At 68.7% G+C, this 20,043-nt stretch carries 12 protein-coding genes; 4 read left to right on the forward strand and 8 right to left on the reverse strand.

Annotation, left to right across the window (positions count from 1 at the left end):
- Window positions 1-95 precede the first annotated feature (95 nt).
- The 4 genes from M9952_03590 to ccsA all read left to right on the forward strand — a co-directional run bounded on the left by M9952_03590 (window position 96) and on the right by ccsA (window position 6,140).
- Window positions 96-1,466: an FAD-binding oxidoreductase gene (locus tag M9952_03590; GenBank protein ID MCO5312003.1), complete on the forward strand. Its 1,371-nt coding sequence runs from the start codon at window positions 96-98 to the stop codon at window positions 1,464-1,466.
- A 61-nt stretch (window positions 1,467-1,527) separates the two neighbouring features.
- Window positions 1,528-3,078 (forward strand): acetolactate synthase large subunit, encoded by a 1,551-nt coding sequence (locus M9952_03595; protein MCO5312004.1) that lies wholly within the window; start codon window positions 1,528-1,530, stop codon window positions 3,076-3,078.
- A 9-nt stretch (window positions 3,079-3,087) separates the two neighbouring features.
- Window positions 3,088-4,431 (forward strand): hypothetical protein, encoded by a 1,344-nt coding sequence (locus tag M9952_03600; protein MCO5312005.1) that lies wholly within the window; start codon window positions 3,088-3,090, stop codon window positions 4,429-4,431.
- Between the two features lie 89 nt (window positions 4,432-4,520).
- Entirely contained in the window at window positions 4,521-6,140 is a 1,620-nt protein-coding gene (gene ccsA / locus M9952_03605) for a cytochrome c biogenesis protein CcsA (protein MCO5312006.1), read from the forward strand.
- A gap of 11 nt (window positions 6,141-6,151) precedes the next feature.
- On the opposite strand, the gene M9952_03610 is transcribed toward ccsA, so the two are convergent.
- From M9952_03610 to M9952_03645, 8 genes are all read right to left on the reverse strand, one after another.
- Window positions 6,152-10,729, reverse strand: a complete 4,578-nt coding sequence (locus M9952_03610) for a VWA domain-containing protein (protein ID MCO5312007.1) — start codon at window positions 10,727-10,729, stop codon at window positions 6,152-6,154.
- Window positions 10,726-11,613 (reverse strand): DUF58 domain-containing protein, encoded by an 888-nt coding sequence (locus M9952_03615; protein MCO5312008.1) that lies wholly within the window; start codon window positions 11,611-11,613, stop codon window positions 10,726-10,728. The genes M9952_03610 and M9952_03615 overlap by 4 nt, the downstream gene beginning before the upstream one ends.
- Before the next feature lie 42 nt (window positions 11,614-11,655).
- Entirely contained in the window at window positions 11,656-12,633 is a 978-nt protein-coding gene (locus M9952_03620; GenBank protein MCO5312009.1) for an AAA family ATPase, read from the reverse strand.
- A 67-nt stretch (window positions 12,634-12,700) separates the two neighbouring features.
- Window positions 12,701-14,416 (reverse strand): hypothetical protein, encoded by a 1,716-nt coding sequence (locus M9952_03625; GenBank protein ID MCO5312010.1) that lies wholly within the window; start codon window positions 14,414-14,416, stop codon window positions 12,701-12,703.
- The gene (locus tag M9952_03630; protein MCO5312011.1) at window positions 14,413-15,306 is read right to left on the reverse strand and encodes a hypothetical protein; all 894 of its coding nucleotides are present in this window, start codon (window positions 15,304-15,306) and stop codon (window positions 14,413-14,415) included. The genes M9952_03625 and M9952_03630 overlap by 4 nt, the downstream gene beginning before the upstream one ends.
- Window positions 15,306-16,196, reverse strand: a complete 891-nt coding sequence (locus tag M9952_03635) for an ABC transporter ATP-binding protein (protein MCO5312012.1) — start codon at window positions 16,194-16,196, stop codon at window positions 15,306-15,308. Before M9952_03635 ends, M9952_03630 begins: the two co-directional genes overlap by 1 nt.
- Window positions 16,193-18,298: a hypothetical protein gene (locus M9952_03640; GenBank protein MCO5312013.1), complete on the reverse strand. Its 2,106-nt coding sequence runs from the start codon at window positions 18,296-18,298 to the stop codon at window positions 16,193-16,195. Before M9952_03640 ends, M9952_03635 begins: the two co-directional genes overlap by 4 nt.
- A gap of 76 nt (window positions 18,299-18,374) precedes the next feature.
- Window positions 18,375-19,991 carry a long-chain fatty acid--CoA ligase gene (locus M9952_03645; protein MCO5312014.1) on the reverse strand — a complete coding sequence of 539 codons (1,617 nt, stop codon included), beginning with the start codon at window positions 19,989-19,991 and terminating at the stop codon, window positions 18,375-18,377.
- Window positions 19,992-20,043: the final 52 nt, after the last annotated feature.

Consider the following 20,043-nt stretch of genomic DNA (forward strand, 5'->3'; position numbering starts at 1 on the left):
GAACCACGCTACCCATGGGGCCGGGCGCCGGCGGCCCGCGATTCCTTGCGTTGACGCCGTTTGCTAGAAAAGAGGCTCGTCGATGAGGGGGTTTCGTGGCAGATCTGATTCAGGCACTCGCGGAGATCGTCGGCGCTGGCGCCGCCAAGTCCGGCGCCGATGCGGGGGACGACTACAGCCACGATGAGGCGCTCAACGCGCAATGGGGTCGACCCGATGCCGTGGTGTTCCCAGAGACCCCCGAGCAGGTGGCCGCGGTGCTCGCCTATGCGGACGAGCACAAGATCCCCGTCACCGCCCGAGGGGCCGGAACCGGCCTGTCGGGCTCGTGCATCCCGCGTTCCGGCGGCATCGTTGTCAGCTTCGAGCGGATGAACAACATCCTCGAGATCGACACCGAGAACCACGCAGCGGTCGTGCAGCCGGGCGTGACCCTCGACCAACTCGATACGGCACTCGCCCCGCTCGGCCTCGTCTATCCGGTGTTTCCCGGCGAGTACTCGGCCAGCCTCGGCGGCAACGTGAACACCAACGCCGGTGGAATGCGGGCGGTGAAGTACGGGGTGACGCGCCATCACGTGCTCGGCGTCCAGGCCGCGCTGCCGACCGGCGAGGTGATCCGATCCGGAGGCAAGATCGTGAAGGTCTCGACGGGGTACGACCTCACCCAGCTCATCATCGGGTCGGAGGGCACGCTCGCGTTGGTCACCGAAGCCACCCTGAAGTTGCATCCTCGCCTTGCCCACGCCGCGACGATCCTGGCCCCGTTCGCCACACTGGAAGACGTCACCAAGGCCGTGCCCCGCGTCATCGATTCGGGCCTCGGGCCACAGATCCTCGAATACATCGACCTGTTGACCATGGCGGCGATGACCGCATCGGGCGACCTCGACCTCGGCATCCCCGAGGAGGTGAAGACCTCGGCGCTCGCGTATCTGGTGGTCGTCCTCGAGAACTCCCATGACGACCGCCTCGAAGCCGACCTTCATGCGCTCGGCATGTTGCTCAGCGACCTCGGTGCGATGGACGCATACGTGTTGCCCGCAGGGGCGGCGACGCAGCTCATCGAGGCCCGCGAGAAGGCGTTCTGGCTCGCCAAGGCCAGTGGTGCCAACGACGTGGTCGACATCGTGGTGCCCCGTGCGACGATCCCGGAGTTCATGGAGGCGGTCCAGCGCATCGCGGGGGAGACCGCGACGTGGATCGCCGGGTGCGGCCACGCAGGTGACGGCAACGTGCACCTCGGCGTGTTTCAGGCCGACCCCGAGGTCCGCACCTCGGTGATGATGCAGCTCTACCGGGCCGGCATGGACCTCGGCGGCGCCATTTCGGGAGAGCACGGCATCGGCACCGAAAAGCGCGGCTACTACCTCGAACTCGAAGACCCGGCCAAGCTCGAGTTGCAACGCCGCATCAAGGCAGCATTCGATCCCAACGGCATCCTCAACCCGGGCGCCGTCTTCTAATCGACGGCACCAACAGCCGCCATTCCAGTCCTTCCAGTCTTTCCAGCCGCAGGAGCATCACATGAACGGCGCACGCGCACTCATCCAGACCCTCGTCGACGCCGGGGTCGAGGTGTGTTTCACCAACCCCGGCACCTCCGAGATGCACTTCGTCGCGGCACTCGACGAGGTCGAGGGTATGACGGCGATGCTGTGCCTGTTCGAGGGCGGCGCGACCGGTGCTGCCGACGGGTATGCACGTATGGCCGACAAGCCCGCCGCAACCCTGTTGCATCTCGGCCCGGGGCTCGGCAACGGCTTTGCGAACCTCCACAACGCTCGCCGTGCCGGGGTGCCGATGGTCAACATCGTCGGCGACCACGCGACCTACCACAAGCAGTACGACGCCCCGCTCGAATCGGACATGGATGCCGTGGCTGGGGCGTGTTCGGGCGCCGTGATTCGCTCGACGACACCCGATCAGGTCGCCGGGGACGCCGCCGATGCGGTGGCGCAGTCGTTGGCCTCGCCGAACCAGGTCGTGACCCTCGCGTTACCGGCAGACGTGTGCTGGCTTCCGGCCCCCGGGCCTGTGTCGCCCGTCGTCCCCGCGGCCCCCAAGCCGGTGGACGAGGCGTTGCTCGCCGAGTTGGCCGCTGCGCTGTCGGAGCCCGGTGCGGTGTTGTTGCTGGGCGGCCGTGCGTTGCGCGCCGCTCCTCGCGTGGCCGGTGCCCGTGTGGCCGCGGCGACCGGTGCGCGGGTGTTTGCCGAGACCTTCCCCGCCCGCGAGGAGCGTGGGGCCGGGCTGCCGCCGCTCGACCGGATTGCCTACCTCGCCGAGTTCGCGCAGATGCAACTCGCCGGCGCCACCCGACTCGTCGCCATCGACGCCGCCGCACCCGTGTCCTTTTTCGCCTACCCGGACAAGGCGTCGGTGCTGACCCCCGACGACTGCGTGGTGACGGTGGTGTCGCGCGAACACGACCCGGCCGAACTGCTCGAAGCGCTCGCCGCGCACCTCGACGCGCCGGTCGAGGTCGAGGTGGCCGAGCCGTCGCGTCCCGACCTGCCGACCGGGGAACTCACCTCCGAAAGCGTCGCTGCGGCCATCGGAGCGTTGCTGCCAGAGGGAGCGATCGTCGTCGACGAGGCCAACACCTCCGGACTGTTCATCCCGGGCGCGACCGCTGGCGCTCCACGCCATGACTGGCTCTGCCTGCCGGGTGGCGCCATCGGATTCGGCATCCCGACGGCAACCGGTGCCGCGGTGGCCTGTCCGGATCGCCCGGTGCTGAGCCTCGAGGCCGACGGATCGGCGATGTACACCCTCCAGGCGCTGTGGACCCAGGCCCGCGAGAACCTCAACGTGACGACGGTGATCCTGAAGAACTCCTCCTACGCGGTGCTGAACATGGAGCTCAGCCGGGTCGGAGCCGAGGCCGGTGGCGAGCAGGCCAAGCGCATGTTGGACCTCACCGGACCCGAACTCGACTTCGTGGCGCTGGCCCGGGGCCTGGGGGTGGATGCCTCCCGTGCGACCACCGCCGAGGAGTTCGTCACGGCGTTGCGTTCGGGCCTCGCGACCGACGGACCCACCCTCATCGAAGCGGTGGTTCCGGCACTCGGTCTGTAGCGTGAACCCATGCGCCGTGACGTGAACTGGATCGGGTTGATCGCCGATCCCGGATCCGAACAGCCGCTCTTGGGTGACGACGAGTCGGTTGCCGCGGCGTGGATCCGCGTCGAAGGCCGACGCGTCATGTTCGTGTGGTCCCGTTTCGAGGTCGCGGCGGGGACGCTGTCGATCGCGGCGGGGAAGCGGTTGGTCGACGCGTTCGACGCAGCTGCCCGCGACGAGACGCCGGTGTTCGCACTCGCCAACTCCGGCGGGGCGCGCATGCAGGAGGGCACTCGGGCATTCATGCAGATGGTCGGTGCAGCGCGGGCCGCCCGTCGGGTCCGCTCTGCCGGGGTTCCGCTCATCGTCTACCTGGCCGATCCGACCACGGGTGGTGTGTTTGCGTCGTGGGGATCACTCGCCACGATCACGTGGGCCGAGCCGGGCGCGACCATTGGATTCACCGGCCCGCGGGTGGCGGCGGCCTTGGGTGAACCCATCGAACCGGCATCGTCGCAGACCGCGGAAGGACTGTTCGCCAACGGGCTGGTCGACGCCGTGGTGGCCCCGGAGCTGATCCGTTCGGAGCTGGCCAACGCACTCGCTGCGCTCGATCGCGACGAGGCGTGGGACGCGGGATCCGGTTCGGTCGTGGCCGAATCGAGTGTCGGCGGCGAGTCGGCACGCGTGAACTATCCCGACGAGGTCACCGATGGTCCGAGCGGATGGGCCGCGGTCCAGGCCTCGCGGTCCGGTGGACGACTCGATGTCGTGGCACAACTGTTGAAGCGAGCGGATCATCATCTCGAGGTACGTGGCGATCGCGGTGGCGCCGTCGACGATGCGGTGTTGTGCGCCATCGCCCGGGTCGACGGCCGCCCACTGATGGTGATCGGTCACCGCGATCCGGGAGCTCGGCCTCGGGCCGCCGGCCTGCGGACAGCACTGCGGGCGATGGCCCTCGCCGAGGAACTGCGGCTGCCGGTCGTCGCGGTGATCGACACCGCAGGCGCCATGATCGGCGGCGAGCAGGAACGCGAGGGGTTCGCCGGTGAGATCGCCAAATCGCTCGACACGATGAGCCGCCTGACCGTGCCGACCGTGGCGTTGGTCGCCGGCCAAGGTACCGGCGGGGCGGCGATGACCTGGCTGGCCGCGGATGAAATCATCGCGGCACCCGATGCATGGATCGCCCCGATCGCTCCGGAGGCGGCGTCGCTGATCGTTCGTCGCGATGCCGATCACGCTGCGGAGATGGCCGACCTTCAACGCGTCGGCGCCATCGAGTTGCGAGGCCAGGGGATCGTCTCGCGGGTGGTCGCCGCTGAGGATCTGATCGACGCCGCGCTCGCGTCGGTCTCCCGCTGACAGCGACGCCCCTGGCTTGCGGCTTGTCGACGCGCGAGGCGAGCCGCGCAAGGTGAGGTGCGGGAGGCCAGGCGCGTAGGCTTGCCGGGGTGAATCTCGTCGGCGTCGTGGGGCTGGTGGTCGCTGCCGCGGCGAGTGCTGCGCTGGCTGTTCGTCCAGCCGATCGGCGAGTGGCCGCCGCAACGATCGTGGCGTGGTGGTCGACGCTCGCATGGCTGATGAATCGCTTCGCCATGAGCGACCTCAGCCTTGATCTCGTCGATCGCTTCAGCCGGTCGACCGCACCGGCATGGCTGCGCTGGTCGGCGACGTGGGCGAGCCCAGAGGGGTCGTTGCTGTTGTGGGTAGCACTGCTCGCAACGGCCGCCATCTCGGCAACCGGGGGGCCGGCGGCCGTGGGTTGGCGGCGTGGGATCGCAGTCGCGTCGATGAGTGCGGCGTTCGTCTTGTTGGGCCCGGCGAGTCCGTTCGGCCTGGCCGACGGCACCTCGGCGATCGGGGCGGGCCTGAACCCGGTCCTCGAACACCCGATGATGAGCATTCATCCTCCGGTGCTGTACCTCGCGCACTCGCTGGCGGTCGTCGCAGCGTTGACGGGCCCGCAGCGCCGCGCCCGACGTTTCGGGCTGGCCGCGCTGGCGGTGTTCGTGATCGCGACGATGCTCGGCGCGTGGTGGGCACACGACGAACTCGGGTGGGGCGGCTGGTGGGCGTGGGACCCGGTGGAGAACACCGCGCTCGCCCCGATCGCACTGCTGGCCGCAGCGGCGCACCTGCCGGGACGCCGCAGCGACGGCGAGAGGTCGGCGAACTGGCAGCGTGCGCACCGGTGGCGTGCGGCGGGGCTGATCTCCGTGCTCGTGGGCGTAGCGGTCGCCCGGTCGGGACTGGCGTCGTCGGTGCATTCCTTCGCCCCGAGCGCGGCACCGGCGGCCTTGGTCGCGACCTGGGCGCTCGTCGTGAGCGTCGCCGTTTGGCGTGCCGAGCGACGTCGCGAACCTGTGCCGCACACGCCACGCTCGACGCGGGCAGAGTCGGTGATCGTGCCGCTCGTCGGAGCATGGATCGCGTTCGTCGTTGTCGCCGCCGAGGTCGCCGCGGCCTGGCTCGGAACCCGCACCCCACCCGCAGCGCTGCACGGCCCGACGGTGGGGCGAGCGCTGATCCCCGCCGGGGTCGCGTTGGTGGCCGGGGTGACCGTGTGGGGTATTCGGCGTCGGGTCGGAGTCGGTGGGCTCGTGGCGCATCTCGGAGTTCTCGTGTTTGCCGTGGGCGTCGTCGCGTCGCTATTCGACTCATCGGCGACGGCGTCGATCGAGACCGGATCGACGATGGAGTCGGCCGTTGAGATCGACGGTCGCTCCGTGTCGATCGGTGAGCAGCGCGTTACTGACGGGGAGGCAGTCGGGGGCGACGGGTCCGGTCAGCGCAGTGTGGACGTCGACGTCATGGTCGACGGTCGGTTGTTCACACCGAGCGTCGTGCAGTACCTGGATCTCGACCGAACCCGCGCGCGTCCGGCGCGGCGCAGCGACTGGCGGGGTGAGACCGAGGTGGTCGTGCTGTACGTCGACGCCGACCGGGTTCGCGTCGAGGTCCGTCGGCACCCAGGACTCGGAGCCGTGTGGGTCGGTGGTGGGCTCGTCGCCGCCGGGGCGGTGGTTTCGGCGCTGCGTTGGCGGCGCGGCCGGTCAGAACATCCCGGGTGATCTGGCCGGGTTCAGGACCCGCGGGAGCGGCGGCGCTTCGCCTCCAGCAGTGCGTCGAGCGAACTCGACTCGGCCGAGGGCTCCGACGTTGGTGCCGGTGTCTCCGAGGCTGTTGACGGTGACGGCGGTGCGGTTTGAGGCCCGGCCGGCGCCGACGTGTCCGGCGCCGACGTAGCCTGAGCGCGCTCGGCCGAGCCTTCAATCGCGCTCGCCCGGTCCTTTGCTGCGCGTGCCCGCCGCGCTCCGACGGCGTCGAGACCCGGGACGGCCTTGGCGCGATCCGTTGCCCGCACGATGGCGAGTGCCCCGGTGCGGAACCGGAGACGGCCGATCGCGATGGCCGCGATCCAGCCGATGAGCCCCAGCAGGAGCATCATCCATCGCAGGTCGAGGTCGCGTTCACCCTTGCGGGTCCCGGTGCGTTCGAACGCCGCCGAGGCGGCGATCTCGCCGCGTCCACCCGTCGAGCTCGACAGCGTCTGCATCCAGTCGTGATCGGCGGAGCGCGCCAGGAATTCGTCGGAGAATCCCCGCTCCGCAACGGCGCTCATCGAGCCGACGGCCGATCCGCGCACCTCGGCGGTCACCGCAGCGGTATAGCTGCCAGCAGGTCCAGTGGGGGCCTCGGCCTCGAAGGTGCGTTGGTCGATCCGCCGCATCGTGACCACCTGGGCCGTGCCGTCGGGGGAGGTGACGGTCGCGTTCACCGTCGCCCCGTCGGGCACATCGTCGCCAAAGGTGGCGACCAGCATCGTCTCACGTTCGCCGAAACGCATCGACACCTCGCCGGCCGGCTGCGGAGCGAGCGAACGGACCAGGTCGCTCCAGAACGTCACGGCACCGTCCCAACCGCTCCACCCGGCCGCCCAGCGCGTTCCGCCGTCGCTGGTCCACGCCGCGGTGCGCCCGAGCCCGACCTGCCAGGTCGCCAGCAGCGGATCGCGGTCCTCGCCGATGCGCAAGTGCACCGTCGCGGTCGGACGTTCGGTCGTCGCGAGGTACCCCCGCAGGACGGGTGCGGCGTCGAGGCGTGACACGATCGCCGCGTTCGAGGTGCGCTCGGGAACGAATTCGCCTTCGACGATCAGTTGGCGGGCGACGACCTTGGTCTCCTCCAACAGCAGATCCGGCAACTCCTTGAGGTCACGACCTGCGTAGAAGCGCCCGCCACCCGCCGTCGCGATCGACTGGAGCTGGCGTGCCGCGCCCTCCCCGGTGCCGAACACCGACACGGTGATGCCCTCCTCGCGCAGCGCCGCGGCATCGGCCTCGAGCTTGGTGAATTGGCCCTGGTCGACGAAGCCGTCGGTGAACAACACGACGTGACGCAGCCCCGTGTCGGAGTTGCGGAGCGCCGCGGCGGCCTCGTCCAGCGCGCTGCCCAACTTCGTCCCCGATCCGGCCGAATCGGGGGCCAGTCCGCCGATCGCCTTGCCGAGGTCGGCCGCATCGCCGACGGGAGCGAGGGGAGCGAGCCAACGAAACGACGAGTCGAGCCCCAAGACGCCGGCCTGGTCGTCGGGGCGGAACTCGCCAAGGGCCAACTCGATGGCTTCGTGGGCGATGTCGGTCTTGCGGACGCCGCCCTCGAGACGCGAGTTGTCGCCGTCAGCGTCGTCGGCACAGTGGCAGGCCCCCATCGATCCGGAGGTGTCGACGGCGAACACCTGGGCGAGGCGTGAACGACGTTTGGGGTCCTTCGCCTCGCTGGTCACCGGTAACAACGCTTCGAGATCGCTGCCCAGGTAGTCGGCGGCGGAAAACGAGTTGGTCCCGCCGACCGCCAACAACCCGACGCCGAGTTCCCGTACCGCCTGGTCGACGATGGTCATTTGAGCGCGGCTGAAATCCTTCGCGGCGACATCGGCCAACACGACGATATCGACGGTGGCGAGTTGCGAGATCGAACTCAACGCAGTCGCCGCCAGCACCGACACGTTGTTGCCCGCCGCGCCCAATGCCGCCGAAATCGCGGAACCGGAGCCCTCGAAACCCTCGACGACCAACACATTCGGCACGCCTTCGATCCGGGTCGACGCCCCGGCCCGGTCGTTTTCGACGCGACCGTTGGCCGGCCCCGCCACCGTGGCCCGCCAGCGAATCGACGTGGCCTCGGGCACTGCGACCTCGAAGCGCACCTCGCTTCGCCCGGCGGGGGCATCGACGACCTTGGTGCCCACGATCTCGTCGTTCGCACGCAACTCCACCGACGCCTGCTGTGGCGTGGTCGCCTCGATGGAAACGGCCACGTCGACCCGGTCACCGGTGCGGACTCGCGAGGCAACGTCGACCGACACCACGGCGAGGTCCTCGGGGGTCATCGGTTCGACGGTGACGACATCGACGGGGATGTCGGCGTCGCGGAGCCGATCGATTTCCGACGTCGCGTCACCGGTCGTGGGGCGGCCGTCGGAGATGACGACGATGCGCGAAGCCCGATCGGTGGGAACGAGCGCGCCGGCGACCCGCAACCCGCCCGCCAGGTCGGTGGCCTGTGGGTCGCGGGTCGTGGAGAGCTTCTTCCAGTCCGTCGACAGCGACGCATCGATGTGGGCGTTGGCGTCGACCGCCACCACCGCGGCGACATCGTTGCGGCCACGTGCACCGAACACCTCGGCGACGACCGACTCGACGGCGTCGGTGCTCGAGCCGAGTGAGGCCGACACATCCGCGACGACGACCACGGCGACGCGTCGGCTCGGCAACGGAATCGAGGGCAACACGAGCCCGAGGACCAGCAAGGCACCTACCGCGAGGCGAGCACGCTCGGCCCATCGCCACTGCGATCTGGTCACGCCGCGACGGCGGCGCGAGAACCACCACTCGGCAGCGATGGCCGCGATGGCCGCGAGACCGAGCCAGGTCTTGAGCGAGCGCAGAACCGGCACGGAGTCGGCCTCGGCGAGCGGCCGCCCGCCCGGAAGCCCGAGGTCGGAGCGCGGCGCGAGGGAGGTTTCGCTCGGTGCGGGGTTGACCACGACGAGCCGTTCGGGTTGTCCCTCGAAACGCACGGTCCAGAATCCGGTGCGGTCGAGCACCGGGGTGGCAGAGCCGGCGACAACCGGGATTTCGGTTCCCGATGGGGAGACCAGCGTGCCCTCACCCGCGCCGGTGACGGGCAGCCGGTCGCCCGGGCGTAGCGATCCGGAGACCAATTGCGTCTGGCCGAGGGTCGCGAGGGCTCGGTCGACGAACACGGGAAAGGCGGGCAGGAGGCCGAAATTCGAGGCTTCGAGTGTGAAGCCGAGGTAGACGAAGGCGACGTCGCCGTCGCGGCCCGACACGATGAGCGGGGTGTGCTCGTCGCCGACCAGGGTCGTCGCGGCGGGTGCGTTCAGCGTCTGCGCCTGAGCGGCGGCGAACTCGCGAAGGTCGAGATCGGCCATCACGTCGGTGTCGCCACGCACCAGCGTGGCGATCGGGTTCTCGACGGCAGGCCCGACCGTGACCGCCCCGGTGCCCGCCGGCGCGGCGATCGCCAGGTACGGCACCGCGATGTCGTTGGGTACGGCCACCTGGTTGAACACCGCCACGTCGACCGACGCGAGTCCGCCGGGCGCGAGCGCCTCGACCTCGGTCATCGGCACCGCTTCGAGCCCGGGCGATGCGTCGAGCACTGCGTCGAGGAACAGCGACGGCGGGCCGACGACCGCGACCTGGACGACCGCTTCGTCGGGAGCGACCGCATAGGCGTGGTCGTCGAGTCGCAAGAGGTCGTGTTCGACGAGCAGGACCTCGACGCGTGAGCCATCGTCGACGGTGGCGGCGACCTCGGCACTGCCCCCGGCCGGCACCTCGACCGAGGTGGTGTCGGCGGTGTGCCCGTCGACGTCGAATCGTGCGGTGGCGGCCACCGACCGCCGCGACGCGTTCGTCAGGGTCGCCTGCACGTGGAGTTGCTGTCCGGCCCGGCTCGTCACGACATTGGTGATGCCGACGTTGCGGTCCGAGGTGCCGACGGGCAGATAGCGCGTGCCCCGAGGGAAGAGCCGCAACGATTCGGCGGGGATTCGGCCGTCGGAGACAAGCGCGAACTCGGTCGACCGGTCGGGTCGGTCGAGCGATGCTGCGAGCGAGGTGGCGGCCTCGGTGTCGAATCCGCCCTCGCGGGCGCGAAGCCCGTCGAGGCGCCGCGAGATCTCCGCTGGGGAGGCATCGGTGGCGACGATGGACGCCGGGGCGCCGCCGTCGATGACCGAAACGGTCGTCGACACCCCGAGGTCGTCGAGAAGGTCGCGCACGACCGCCCTGGCATCGTCGAGTCGGATGGGGGAGCCGTCGGTCGCAGCCATCGACGCGCTCGTGTCGACGATGACGACGAGGTGCTCGGCCGACATCTTGCCCGTGTCCCGCGACAACCCGGCGAGGGACAGCGACACCAGCGCGACCACGAGTAACTGCAAGAGCAAGGGAACCGACCACCGCAACCGTTGCCACGGGCGGGTCGCGGTGGTGGGGCGATCGAGGTCTTCCCAGTCGAGCACGGAGGACACCGACACCTCGCTGCGTTGTGAACGCAGGATGTGCAACACGACGACGGGCACCATCGCGGCGAGGCCGAGGAGCCACCACGGATTCGCGAAGGTCATGTGAAGAGCCCCGATTTCAACAGGGCGGGGGTGACCTCGCCGAACAGGTCGGCGCCCGCATCGATTTCGATGAACCGGCCGCCGCGGCGTAGCACCCGTCGCCGCAGTGCGTCGCGACGCGCTGCCCGGCGTTCGGTGAAGGTGGCGACCACCTCGGGGGAGGCGTCGACGTTGATCCGCACGGCGGTCTCGATGTCGAGGAGCTGTACCTCACCGGCCAGATCGGGGGCGTCGTCGGCGGGGTCGGTGATGCAGATGGCCAACACCGGTTCGCCACGCGCCGCCAACCGCCCGAGCGCGAGTTCCCACTCGTCGGTCAGGAAGTCGGAGATCACCACCATGAGTCCGCGGCGCGGGCGTCGGGTCACGATGGCGTTTGCTCTGTCGGCGAGTGGCGTCGGCCCGGCTGCGCTGAGCCGTTCGAGGTGGGCGAGAAACTTCGCGGCCGCCGTTCGCGAGTGGTAGCGGGCGGCGACGCGGTCGTCGAAGGTGGTCAGCGAGATCGACTCGTTGCGGGTCAACAAGATGATGCCGATCGCCGCGGCGACCCGTTGTGCCTGGAGGAACTTGGTTCGCCCAATGCTGCCGGCATCCGACCGGTCGCCAGCGGCGCCGGCCATCGACCCGGAGGTGTCCAACAGCAACTGGGCCGACAGGTCGACGTCGGCTTCGAACAGGCGGATGACAACCTGGTCGAGGCGTGCCCATGCCTGAACGTCGATGGAGCGGACGTCGTCGCCGGGGAGGTAGTCGCGCCAATCGGCAAAGTCGAGGGATCGCCCGCGTTGGCTGGACCGGTGTGAGCCGGAAAACCCTGCTCCGACGCGCCGATCGAGCCGCACCGCCAAACGTTCGAGCCGCCTGCGCTCGTCTCGTTCCAACACGTCGAACCCTGCTCTCGCCGTTCGCGATGCCGACCGCGACGCCTACAACGCCACCGTGGCGGCCGATTCGACCACCGCATCGATCACGCTCGACACGGCGACGTCGTCGTTGATCGCGTCGTAGCCCAGGGCGACGCGGTGGCGAAGCGCGGGCTGTGCGACCGATCGAATGTCATCCGAGCTCACCGACGGCCGGCCGTCCATCAGCGCGACCGCCTTCGCCGCGAGGATCAAGGCCTGTGCGCCGCGGGGGCTCGACCCGGCCTCGACGTAACGGCGTACGGCATCGGGGGCACCCTCGCTGTTGGGATGGGTGGCCACCACGATGGTGGCGGCGAAGCGAACCACCGCCTCAGGCACCGGAACCGAACGCGTCAACGCGATCATCTCGGAGACCTCACCCGGGGTGGTCACGGGGCGGGGTGTGGCCTGATGGGAGCCGGTCGTGCGCTCGATGATCTGGGTGAGTTCGGCTGCGGTCGGCATGCCGACCTCGGCCTTCAACAGGAACCGGTCGAGCTGGGCTTCGGGAAGCGGGTAGGTGCCCTCCTGTTCGATCGGGTTCTGCGTCGCCAGCACCAGGAACGGGCGCGGCAGCGGTCGGGTCTCGCCGCCGGCGGTCACCCGCCGCTCCTGCATCGCCTCGAGAAGGGCCGACTGGGTCTTGGGGGTGGCGCGGTTGATCTCGTCGGCCAGCAGCAGGCTGCAGAACACGGGCCCAGGCTGGAACGAGAAGCTGCGTGCGCCGGTATCGGAGGTGACGAGCACCTGGGTGCCGACGATGTCGGCAGGCATGAGGTCGGGGGTGAACTGCACCCGCTTCCAGTCGAGGCCGGCGGCGGCGGCCAGTGCGGTGACGAGTTGGGTCTTGCCCAGGCCCGGCACACCCTCGATGAGGAGATGTCCTTCGGTGACCAGGCAGACCAGTGCGTCGCGCACCAGGTCGCGTTGACCGACGATGACCGTGGCGACCTCGTTCGCGAGGGCCTCGGTGAGTTCGGCGAAACGTTCGGGTTGCACGGGGCTCCTTGGGTACGGATTGGTGTTGCGGTGGTCGGGATCGGTACGGGTGGATTGGGTCGCCGGTTCATGCGCCGGCCGCGAGGCGGTCGAGGTATCCGGCGATGAGGGCGCGGGTTCCGGGAGGGGTCGAGGGGTCGTCCAAGGCACGGGTGGCTTGTTCGTGGTAGCGGGCCATGGCTTCGGACAATGGCACCGATGCGCCTCCGCGCTGGGACGGGGCCTGGCCGGTGCCGACCTGTTCGCCGAGCGATCCGCCGCTGCCGCTCTGGGGTCCGTCGTCCGCGGAGGTTCCCTGCGCGTTGGGCACGAACGCCGTCGGGGCCTGTTCGCCCTGAGCGCTCGTGCCGTCGCCCCGACCGGAACCTGGTCGATTGGTGGAGTTGGAGGTTCCCGACTGTGCGTTCGTGCCGCCGCCCTGTCCGCCGGAGCCCTGTCCTTGGCCTTGGCCTTGCCCCTGTCCTTGGCCCTGTCCCTGTCCTTGGCCTTGCCCCTGCCCTTGACCTTGACCTTGACCTTGACCTTGACCTTGACCTTGACCTTGACCTTGACCTTGACCTTGACCTTGGCCCTGGCCTTGTCCTTGTCCTTGGCCCTGGCCCTGTCCCTGGCCTTGGCCTTGTCCTTGGCCTTGTCCTTGGCCTTGTCCTTGTCCTTGGCCCTGTCCCTGACCTTGGGCGGGGTTGGCAGCGGCGGCCCTCGCCGCGGACGTCGCGCTGGCCCCCGCCCGTGCCGCGGCGCGGGTCGCCAGCGACTCGGTGTTGCTCGCCACCGCCTCGCTCGCCGCCCCGAGTGCGCCAGACATCGCGGACGGGTCACCCGATGCCGCAGCCGCGGCGGCGTCTCGCAGCGCAGCGGCGACCTCGGGGGCGGCGACCTGGGTTGCCGCCAGCCGTTCGAGGCGCTCGGCCAACTCAGCTCGTTCATCGGCCGACATCGAGGCCGCTGCCGCGCCAGCAGCAGCCAGTTGCTCGGCGGCGCTTTGCGATGGGTTGGCCCCTGGCAGCGGCTGAGCTTGCAGCGACGCGTTCAAGCCGTCGGTTGCCGCCATCGCGGAGTCCAGCCCACGGCCGACCGTGGCGTTCAGTTCGGCCTCCAGCGCGGCGATTGCTTCGAGCGAGTCCTCCAGCGAGCGCGCGTCGAGCGACGCCGCCAGTTCCTCGAGTCTCTCGCGGGTCTCGGACCCCTCGGGGAACGCTTCGGCGCGCTCCTCGAGCACGCCCCGGGCCCGTTCCACTGCTGCGGCGTCCTCGGCGGCCTGGACGCGGTGGCGATCGGCAGGGCTCTCGCCGAGCATCAACGCCACCGCGGCCACGACGAGCAGGAGCACGATCGACGATCGACGCGTGATGCTGCGATGGTCTCCGACAAGCGAGGTGGGTACGGCGGTTGCAGCGTTCGACCCCTCGGCCGTTCGTTCGGCCCGAAGACGAATCGGCTCGAGGAACGGGCTGTCGGCCCCCAGACTCCCGAGCGAGCCCGCTCCTGCGAACTGGAGGTATGCCCCGAGCGCATCGTGGGAATCGAGGTGTGCATCGGCGATCGCCGCGACCGAGGCCGGATCGAGTGCCGCGTGCCACGCGGAGAACGCGACCCACAACAGTGTGGCTGCGGCACCGACCCACACCGCGAGCGGAAGCCAACCCCACGGCACCCACCATGCGATCGCCAACCCGACCACCAGCGCGCAGGCCACGAAAGGAGCGGCTGCCATCAGCGCTCGCCCGACTCGAACGAGACGAACCCGGCGGCCGGCCGCGGCGAGCAGTGCCTCGGGAGTCATCGGTCCTTGTCGACCGGGGCGCGAACTCCGCGCCTCGCCAACACGATCGAAACGGTGATCACGGCGGCCCAGCACACCACGGTCGCGATCTGGTCCGTCGTCGTCCACCAGCCGGGCAACTCGGTGTCGCCGACCCGGCCGACGATGCTGAACAGGGTGATGGGCGACAACCAGACCACCCGCGAGACCTGAGGCTCGATGGGGCCGGAATCGAATCGCGCTATTTCGATCATCCCTGCGACGATCCACGGGCCGGCGACGAGCGCCACATTCGCGATCAACGCCATGATCACCGCGGTGACGGGTCGACGTGCTCTGCTGCTGGCGAGGATCGACACGGACCCGAGTTCAACGGCGAACGCGACGAGTACGAGGTAGGTCAAGGCGATCGTCGACACCGACAAACCACCGGCGAGGTAGGGAACGACCAGGATCGGCGCGAGGCACACCAGGAGGAACAGGACGTATCCGAGCGAGCCGACCAGCTTGCCGATGACGATGTCGATCGGCCGGATCCGGGTGAGCTGCAGCGGCTGCAACGTGTCGCCCTGCCGTTCGCCGGCAATCGACGCTCCGACGATCGCCGGCACCAGCAACCCGAGCAGAGCCGTCAGCACGCTCGCGGTTCCGATCAGGAGGCTCACCCCACCGATGTCGATCTGCGAGGTGGCCTGAAGGTTCGTGGGAAAGTTGAGATCTGCGGTCGGGATCTCGTTACCCATCGAGTCGAAGGCCATGAACCCTGATGCCGTGTTGGACACGCCGTAGATCAGCGACACGCCGATGATCGGAAGTATCGCAAGCAAGGGGATCGTCCACGCCGCGGTGGCGGTTCGGAAGCGTCGGAGGTACTCCAGTCGCATCAAGGGGTTGGACAGCAGCGACCGCATCAGTTGACCTGCCCTTCGGTGAGACGGAGGAACCGGTCTTCGAGCCGAGTCGACACCTCGGTGACGGCGACCACCTCGAAACCCTCGTGGATGAGGCTTCGAATGAGGTCGCGTTGTGCGGCGAGGTCGGGCACCTCGAAGCGCTTCGTCGAGCCGTCGAGGAGCCGTACCTCGACCGATCGGGTGGGTTCGTCAGCGAGCGACTCGAATCCGACGAGTCGGCCTTGTTCGACGATCAACCCGTGGGTGCACATCTCCTCCAGCTCGCCGAGGATGTGCGAACTGATGAGCACGGTCATGCCGAGTTCGCGCAGGTGATTGATGATGTCGCGCAGCTCGATTCGAGCCCGCGGATCGAGCCCGGAGGCGGGCTCGTCGAGGATCAACAGTCGTGGCTGATGGATGAGCCCACGGGCGAGGCCGATGCGCTGCTTCATGCCGCGCGAGAGGGTGTTGACGTCGGCGTAGCGCTTCGAACTCAGGTCGACGAGTTCCAGGAGGCCCTCGATCGTGGCACCTCGAGTGTCGCGGGGGAGCCGGTACGCCTCGGCGAAGAAGTCGAGGTACTCCTGCACGGTCAGCCCGGAATACATGCCCAACACGTCGGGGACATAGCCGATGATCGGACGGATCGCCTCGGTGTCGGTGAGGGGGATCCCGAAGATCTCCGCGGATCCCGAGGTCGGACGAAGCAGCGTCGCGAGGATCGACATGAGCGTCGACTTGCCGGCGCCGTTCGGCCCGATGAGCCCACAGACCGTCCCGGATTCGATCTGGACGCTCAACGAGTCGAGCGCACGGTTCGTGCCGTAGGTCTTCGTGAGCGACTCGGTGCGGATGGCGATGCCGGAGCGTCCGGCTTCAGCGGGGGAAATCGGCGCTTCGGTCATGGCTGCACCCCGCACAAGATGTGATTCGAACTCGACTGAATCTGAAACTCACCCGCACGGAATCGGATGATGCGTTGCCAGCCCGGTTCGGCCGCTCCCAGGTCGTAGGTGCGCACACCGATCGGGTCGACGTAGCGCTCCGACAGGCCCTCCACCCCGAAGGGTATTGCCGCCCAGTGCGGGTTCTCCTCGTCCCAGATGGCGACGTCGTCGACGAAGTCGGCGATCGAGCAACGCGCCGTGGCGACCGACGCGTTGGCGGTGATGCGATAGGCGCTCCAGCCGTCCCGGGTGCCGCCGAGGGGCTCCACGATGAACGCTGCGTGGGCGGCGTCGGGGTCGACCGGCCCGCTCCAGCCGCTCACCGTTGCAGTCGCGGCCACGACATCGAGTCGCGAACGGTCCTGGCCAAAGGTGTCGTCGTCATCGGCCAGGTACCCGGCGACTCGTACGACTCCGTTCGTGACCATGTTGTCGATGATGGGGAACCCGCCGAAATTCACGTTGGAGTCGCACATCATGGCGCAGTCGCTCGTCGCAAGCCCCCAGCCGAAGGGCTTTGCCCAGGCATCGATGTCCTGGGCGGTTTCGAAATCGAGGGTGACCGTTTCGCCGGGGCGGACACGGTCGAACGATCGACTGCGTCCGAAACCCGACACCTCCGCGGCGACCAACGGAGAATCGGTGTGGTTGGTGACGGCGACGTGAACCAGTGTGCCCTCCGCAGGGGTGACGACCAGGGTGATCGGGGAGGTCTCGTCCAACTCGAAGCTGCCGGCGACGAGGGGTTCCCAACCGGTGCCCTCGCCCCGGGTGGTGACCTTGTCGCCGTCCACCACCACCGAGTTCGATGACCCGGTGACGTTCCACCCCTGCGGCAGACGGGTCTGCGCAGTCCCGGCGGTGGCCGTGATCGCCGCGTGGGTCGACCCGAGCGGCGAGACGCTTTGGCGCCCATAGATCACGGGTCGCGCCACGTCGAGGTTGCCGCGGCCGATCATCACCACCAGGCCGCCGATCGCGAGGGCCAACAACGGCGCGGCGAACCACATGAACTGGGGTCGGCCTGTCTTGCGCAGCACGAACCACAGCGCTGGGCCGATGAGGAGCATCGAAAGTGCGAGCAGTCCGAGCAGCGTCGAGGTGGAGGCTCGTTCGGTCTCGATGAGTCCGCGCCAGCTGAGGTCGTTGCCGACGTCGCCGAACCATTGGTCCTCCGGCCCGATCGCCGTGCCGGTGTCGAGCTGTGGCTGTACGACGTTGCGCCAATCGCCCCGCACCGCGGCGTCGCCGACGAAGCGGATCTGCCCTGCGCCTCGTTGGGCCTCGGTGGCGTCGATCGGTTGGTCGAACACGGGGTCGTGAGCGGGAGCGACCCCGTCGATCACGAGGCGGCCACCCGCCCACACCCAGTGCCCGATCCGCCGCTTGAGACCGTCGTCGAAGCCGTCGAGTTCTGCCGTGGACACGACGAGTTCCCCGAGGTGTTCGAGCGCCGCCGGTCGTTTGAGCCACTCTGCGTCCACCCGGTCGATGGTGGCGCTGAAGGTGTTGTCGAACAGGTCGATCGTCTGAGCGGTGTCGGGAGCGAGGTTCGAAGTGACTCCGACGAGGCTGCCCGAGGCCTTCATGGGCTGTAGCGGTACCCGGGCGATTCGGCGCCCGTCCTCGCGTACGACGATCGCTGTCGGCAGGCCGATCGTGAGCCCGACGTGGTCGATGAACGCAGTCGCATCACGGTTCAGATCGAGTCGATAGGCGGTGTCGCCGACGTTGGACTCGACGACCACCTCGACCTGGCGTGAGCGGTCGGAGGTGACCTCGATGCGGACCGGCAGCGGATTGTTGGTGCCGTAGCGGTTGTTCAACCCGACGGTCGCCGCCACGTCGATACCCGCGTCGGCAACCGCGTCGGTAGGGTTCGGCTGCCCACGGTCCTCAGACCCGGCGGGGCTGATCGGTACGGTCGTCTCGGCGGGCTGTGGCTCGAGTTGTCGTTGCCCGGAGAGCGACGCTGAGGCCGGCACGGCCGTTATCGACGTGGTCGAGACAGCGGCCGCGAAACACGCCGCGGCGATAATGAGGAGTTTGGGCCGACCCATATGGAGGGCGACCATAACAGTCTGTGGCCGTCCTCCATATGTCGGTTGTGTGAGAATTCGGCGAACCTGAAATCCGTCAGCTCTCGGGCCAGCGGAAGTCGGCGAAACGATCGCGAAGGTCTTTCTTCGAGAACTTCCCGACCGAGGTCTTGGGCACCTCGTCGATGAACTCCACGCCGTCGGGAAGCCACCACTTGGCCACCCTGGGGGTGAGCCATTCCAGCAGCTCTGCCTCGGTGAGTTCCGACCCCTCGGCCAACACGACACAGGCCAGGGGTCGCTCGTCCCATTTCGGGTGGGCGATGCCGATCACCGCGGCCTCCACGACATCGGGGTGGGCCATGATCTCGTTTTCGAGGTCGACCGAGCTGATCCACTCACCTCCGGATTTCACCAGGTCCTTCGTGCGGTCGACGAGGCGGATGTAGCCCTCGGAATCCACCGTCGCCACGTCGCCGGTGCGCAGCCAACCGTCGGTGGTGAACGACTCCGCCGAGCGCGGGTCGTTGTAGTAGGTGCCGGTCACCCACGGCCCGCGGACCTGCAGCTCGCCGCGGCTCTCGCCGTCCCACGGCAACTCGTCGATGGTGTTCGGTTCGGTCACCCGGAACTCGACCCCGGGTACGACGAGACCGACGGTGGCCCGGAGTTCCGGGGTGTCCTCCAGGTAGGACTTGATCAACGTCGCGGCCGCCACCGGCGAAGTTTCGGTCATGCCCCAGGCCTGGAAGATCGGCAGGCCGATCTTGGCCCGGAACCCCTCCGACAACGCCGGCGGCACCGCGGAGCCGCCGCACGGGATGAGCCGCAACGAACTGACGTCGTGTCCGTCGATGGCGTTGAGCACACCCATCCAGATCGTGGGAACACCGGCAGCGAGCGTGACGCGGTAGTCCTCCATCAGCTTCACGAGGCTCGGCGGGGTCAGATCCGGGCCGGGCATGATGAGCGTCGCACCGGTGGCGACGGCGGCGTGAGCGAGGCCCCAGGCGTTGGCATGAAACATCGGCACCACGGGCAACACGACGTCGGACTCTCGCATCCCGACCACGTCGGCCATCATCGCGGCAAAGGTGTGCAGCACGATCGAGCGGTGGGTGTAGACGACGCCCTTCGGGTTGCCGGTGGTGCCGGAGGTGTACATCATCGCGGCCGCAGTGTTCTCGTCGGTGATGTTCCACTGCATCGGGGACTCGTTCGCGATGAGTTCCTCGTAGTCGTGCACGACGATGCCGTTGGGTGCCTCGGTTGGAATCGGTGCGCCCGTGTCGTTCATGACGACGACGTGTTTGACGGTCTTGAAATGTTCGAGTGCGGGCCAGGCCAACGGAGCGATCGAGTTGTCGATGAAGAGCACCTCGTCCTCGGCGTGATTCACGATGAACAGCAGCTGTTCGGGGAACAGCCGAAGGTTGATCGTGTGGCACACCCGGCCGGAACACGGGACCGCGAAGTACAACTCGAGGTGGCGGGCGGTGTTCCAGCCGAAGGTGCCCACCCGTCCGCCGGGTGAGATCCCGAGGGTGTCGAGCGCCGAGCCGAGGCGGCGGCTGCGGTCGGCCCACTCCCCATAGGTGGTCCGCTCGATGCCCTTCGGAGAGCTGGTGATGATCTCCTTTTTCGCAAAGAGCTGTTCTGCGCGCTGGAACAGGTGCGGCAGGGCCAGCGGGAAATCCATCATCGTGCCGAGCATGGCAACCTCCTGGTCGTCCTCGAAGCCCCCCTTTGGACAACGAGTGCTCACG

The sequence above is a fragment of the Microthrixaceae bacterium genome (genome assembly GCA_023957975.1).
In the GTDB taxonomy this organism is placed as follows: domain Bacteria; phylum Actinomycetota; class Acidimicrobiia; order Acidimicrobiales; family Microtrichaceae; genus JAMLGM01.

What these genes read in the sequence shown, in the direction of transcription:
- M9952_03595 (MCO5312004.1), top strand. Translation starts at nt 1,528, where the DNA reads ATGAACGGCGCACGCGCACTCATCCAGACCCTCGTCGACGCCGGGGTC.
- M9952_03625 (MCO5312010.1), bottom strand. Translation starts at nt 14,416, where the DNA reads ATGACTCCCGAGGCACTGCTCGCCGCGGCCGGCCGCCGGGTTCGTCTC.
- M9952_03630 (MCO5312011.1), bottom strand. Translation starts at nt 15,306, where the DNA reads ATGCGGTCGCTGCTGTCCAACCCCTTGATGCGACTGGAGTACCTCCGA.
- M9952_03600 (MCO5312005.1), top strand. Translation starts at nt 3,088, where the DNA reads ATGCGCCGTGACGTGAACTGGATCGGGTTGATCGCCGATCCCGGATCC.
- M9952_03640 (MCO5312013.1), bottom strand. Translation starts at nt 18,298, where the DNA reads ATGGGTCGGCCCAAACTCCTCATTATCGCCGCGGCGTGTTTCGCGGCC.
- M9952_03635 (MCO5312012.1), bottom strand. Translation starts at nt 16,196, where the DNA reads ATGACCGAAGCGCCGATTTCCCCCGCTGAAGCCGGACGCTCCGGCATC.
- M9952_03645 (MCO5312014.1), bottom strand. Translation starts at nt 19,991, where the DNA reads ATGCTCGGCACGATGATGGATTTCCCGCTGGCCCTGCCGCACCTGTTC.
- M9952_03610 (MCO5312007.1), bottom strand. Translation starts at nt 10,729, where the DNA reads ATGACCTTCGCGAATCCGTGGTGGCTCCTCGGCCTCGCCGCGATGGTG.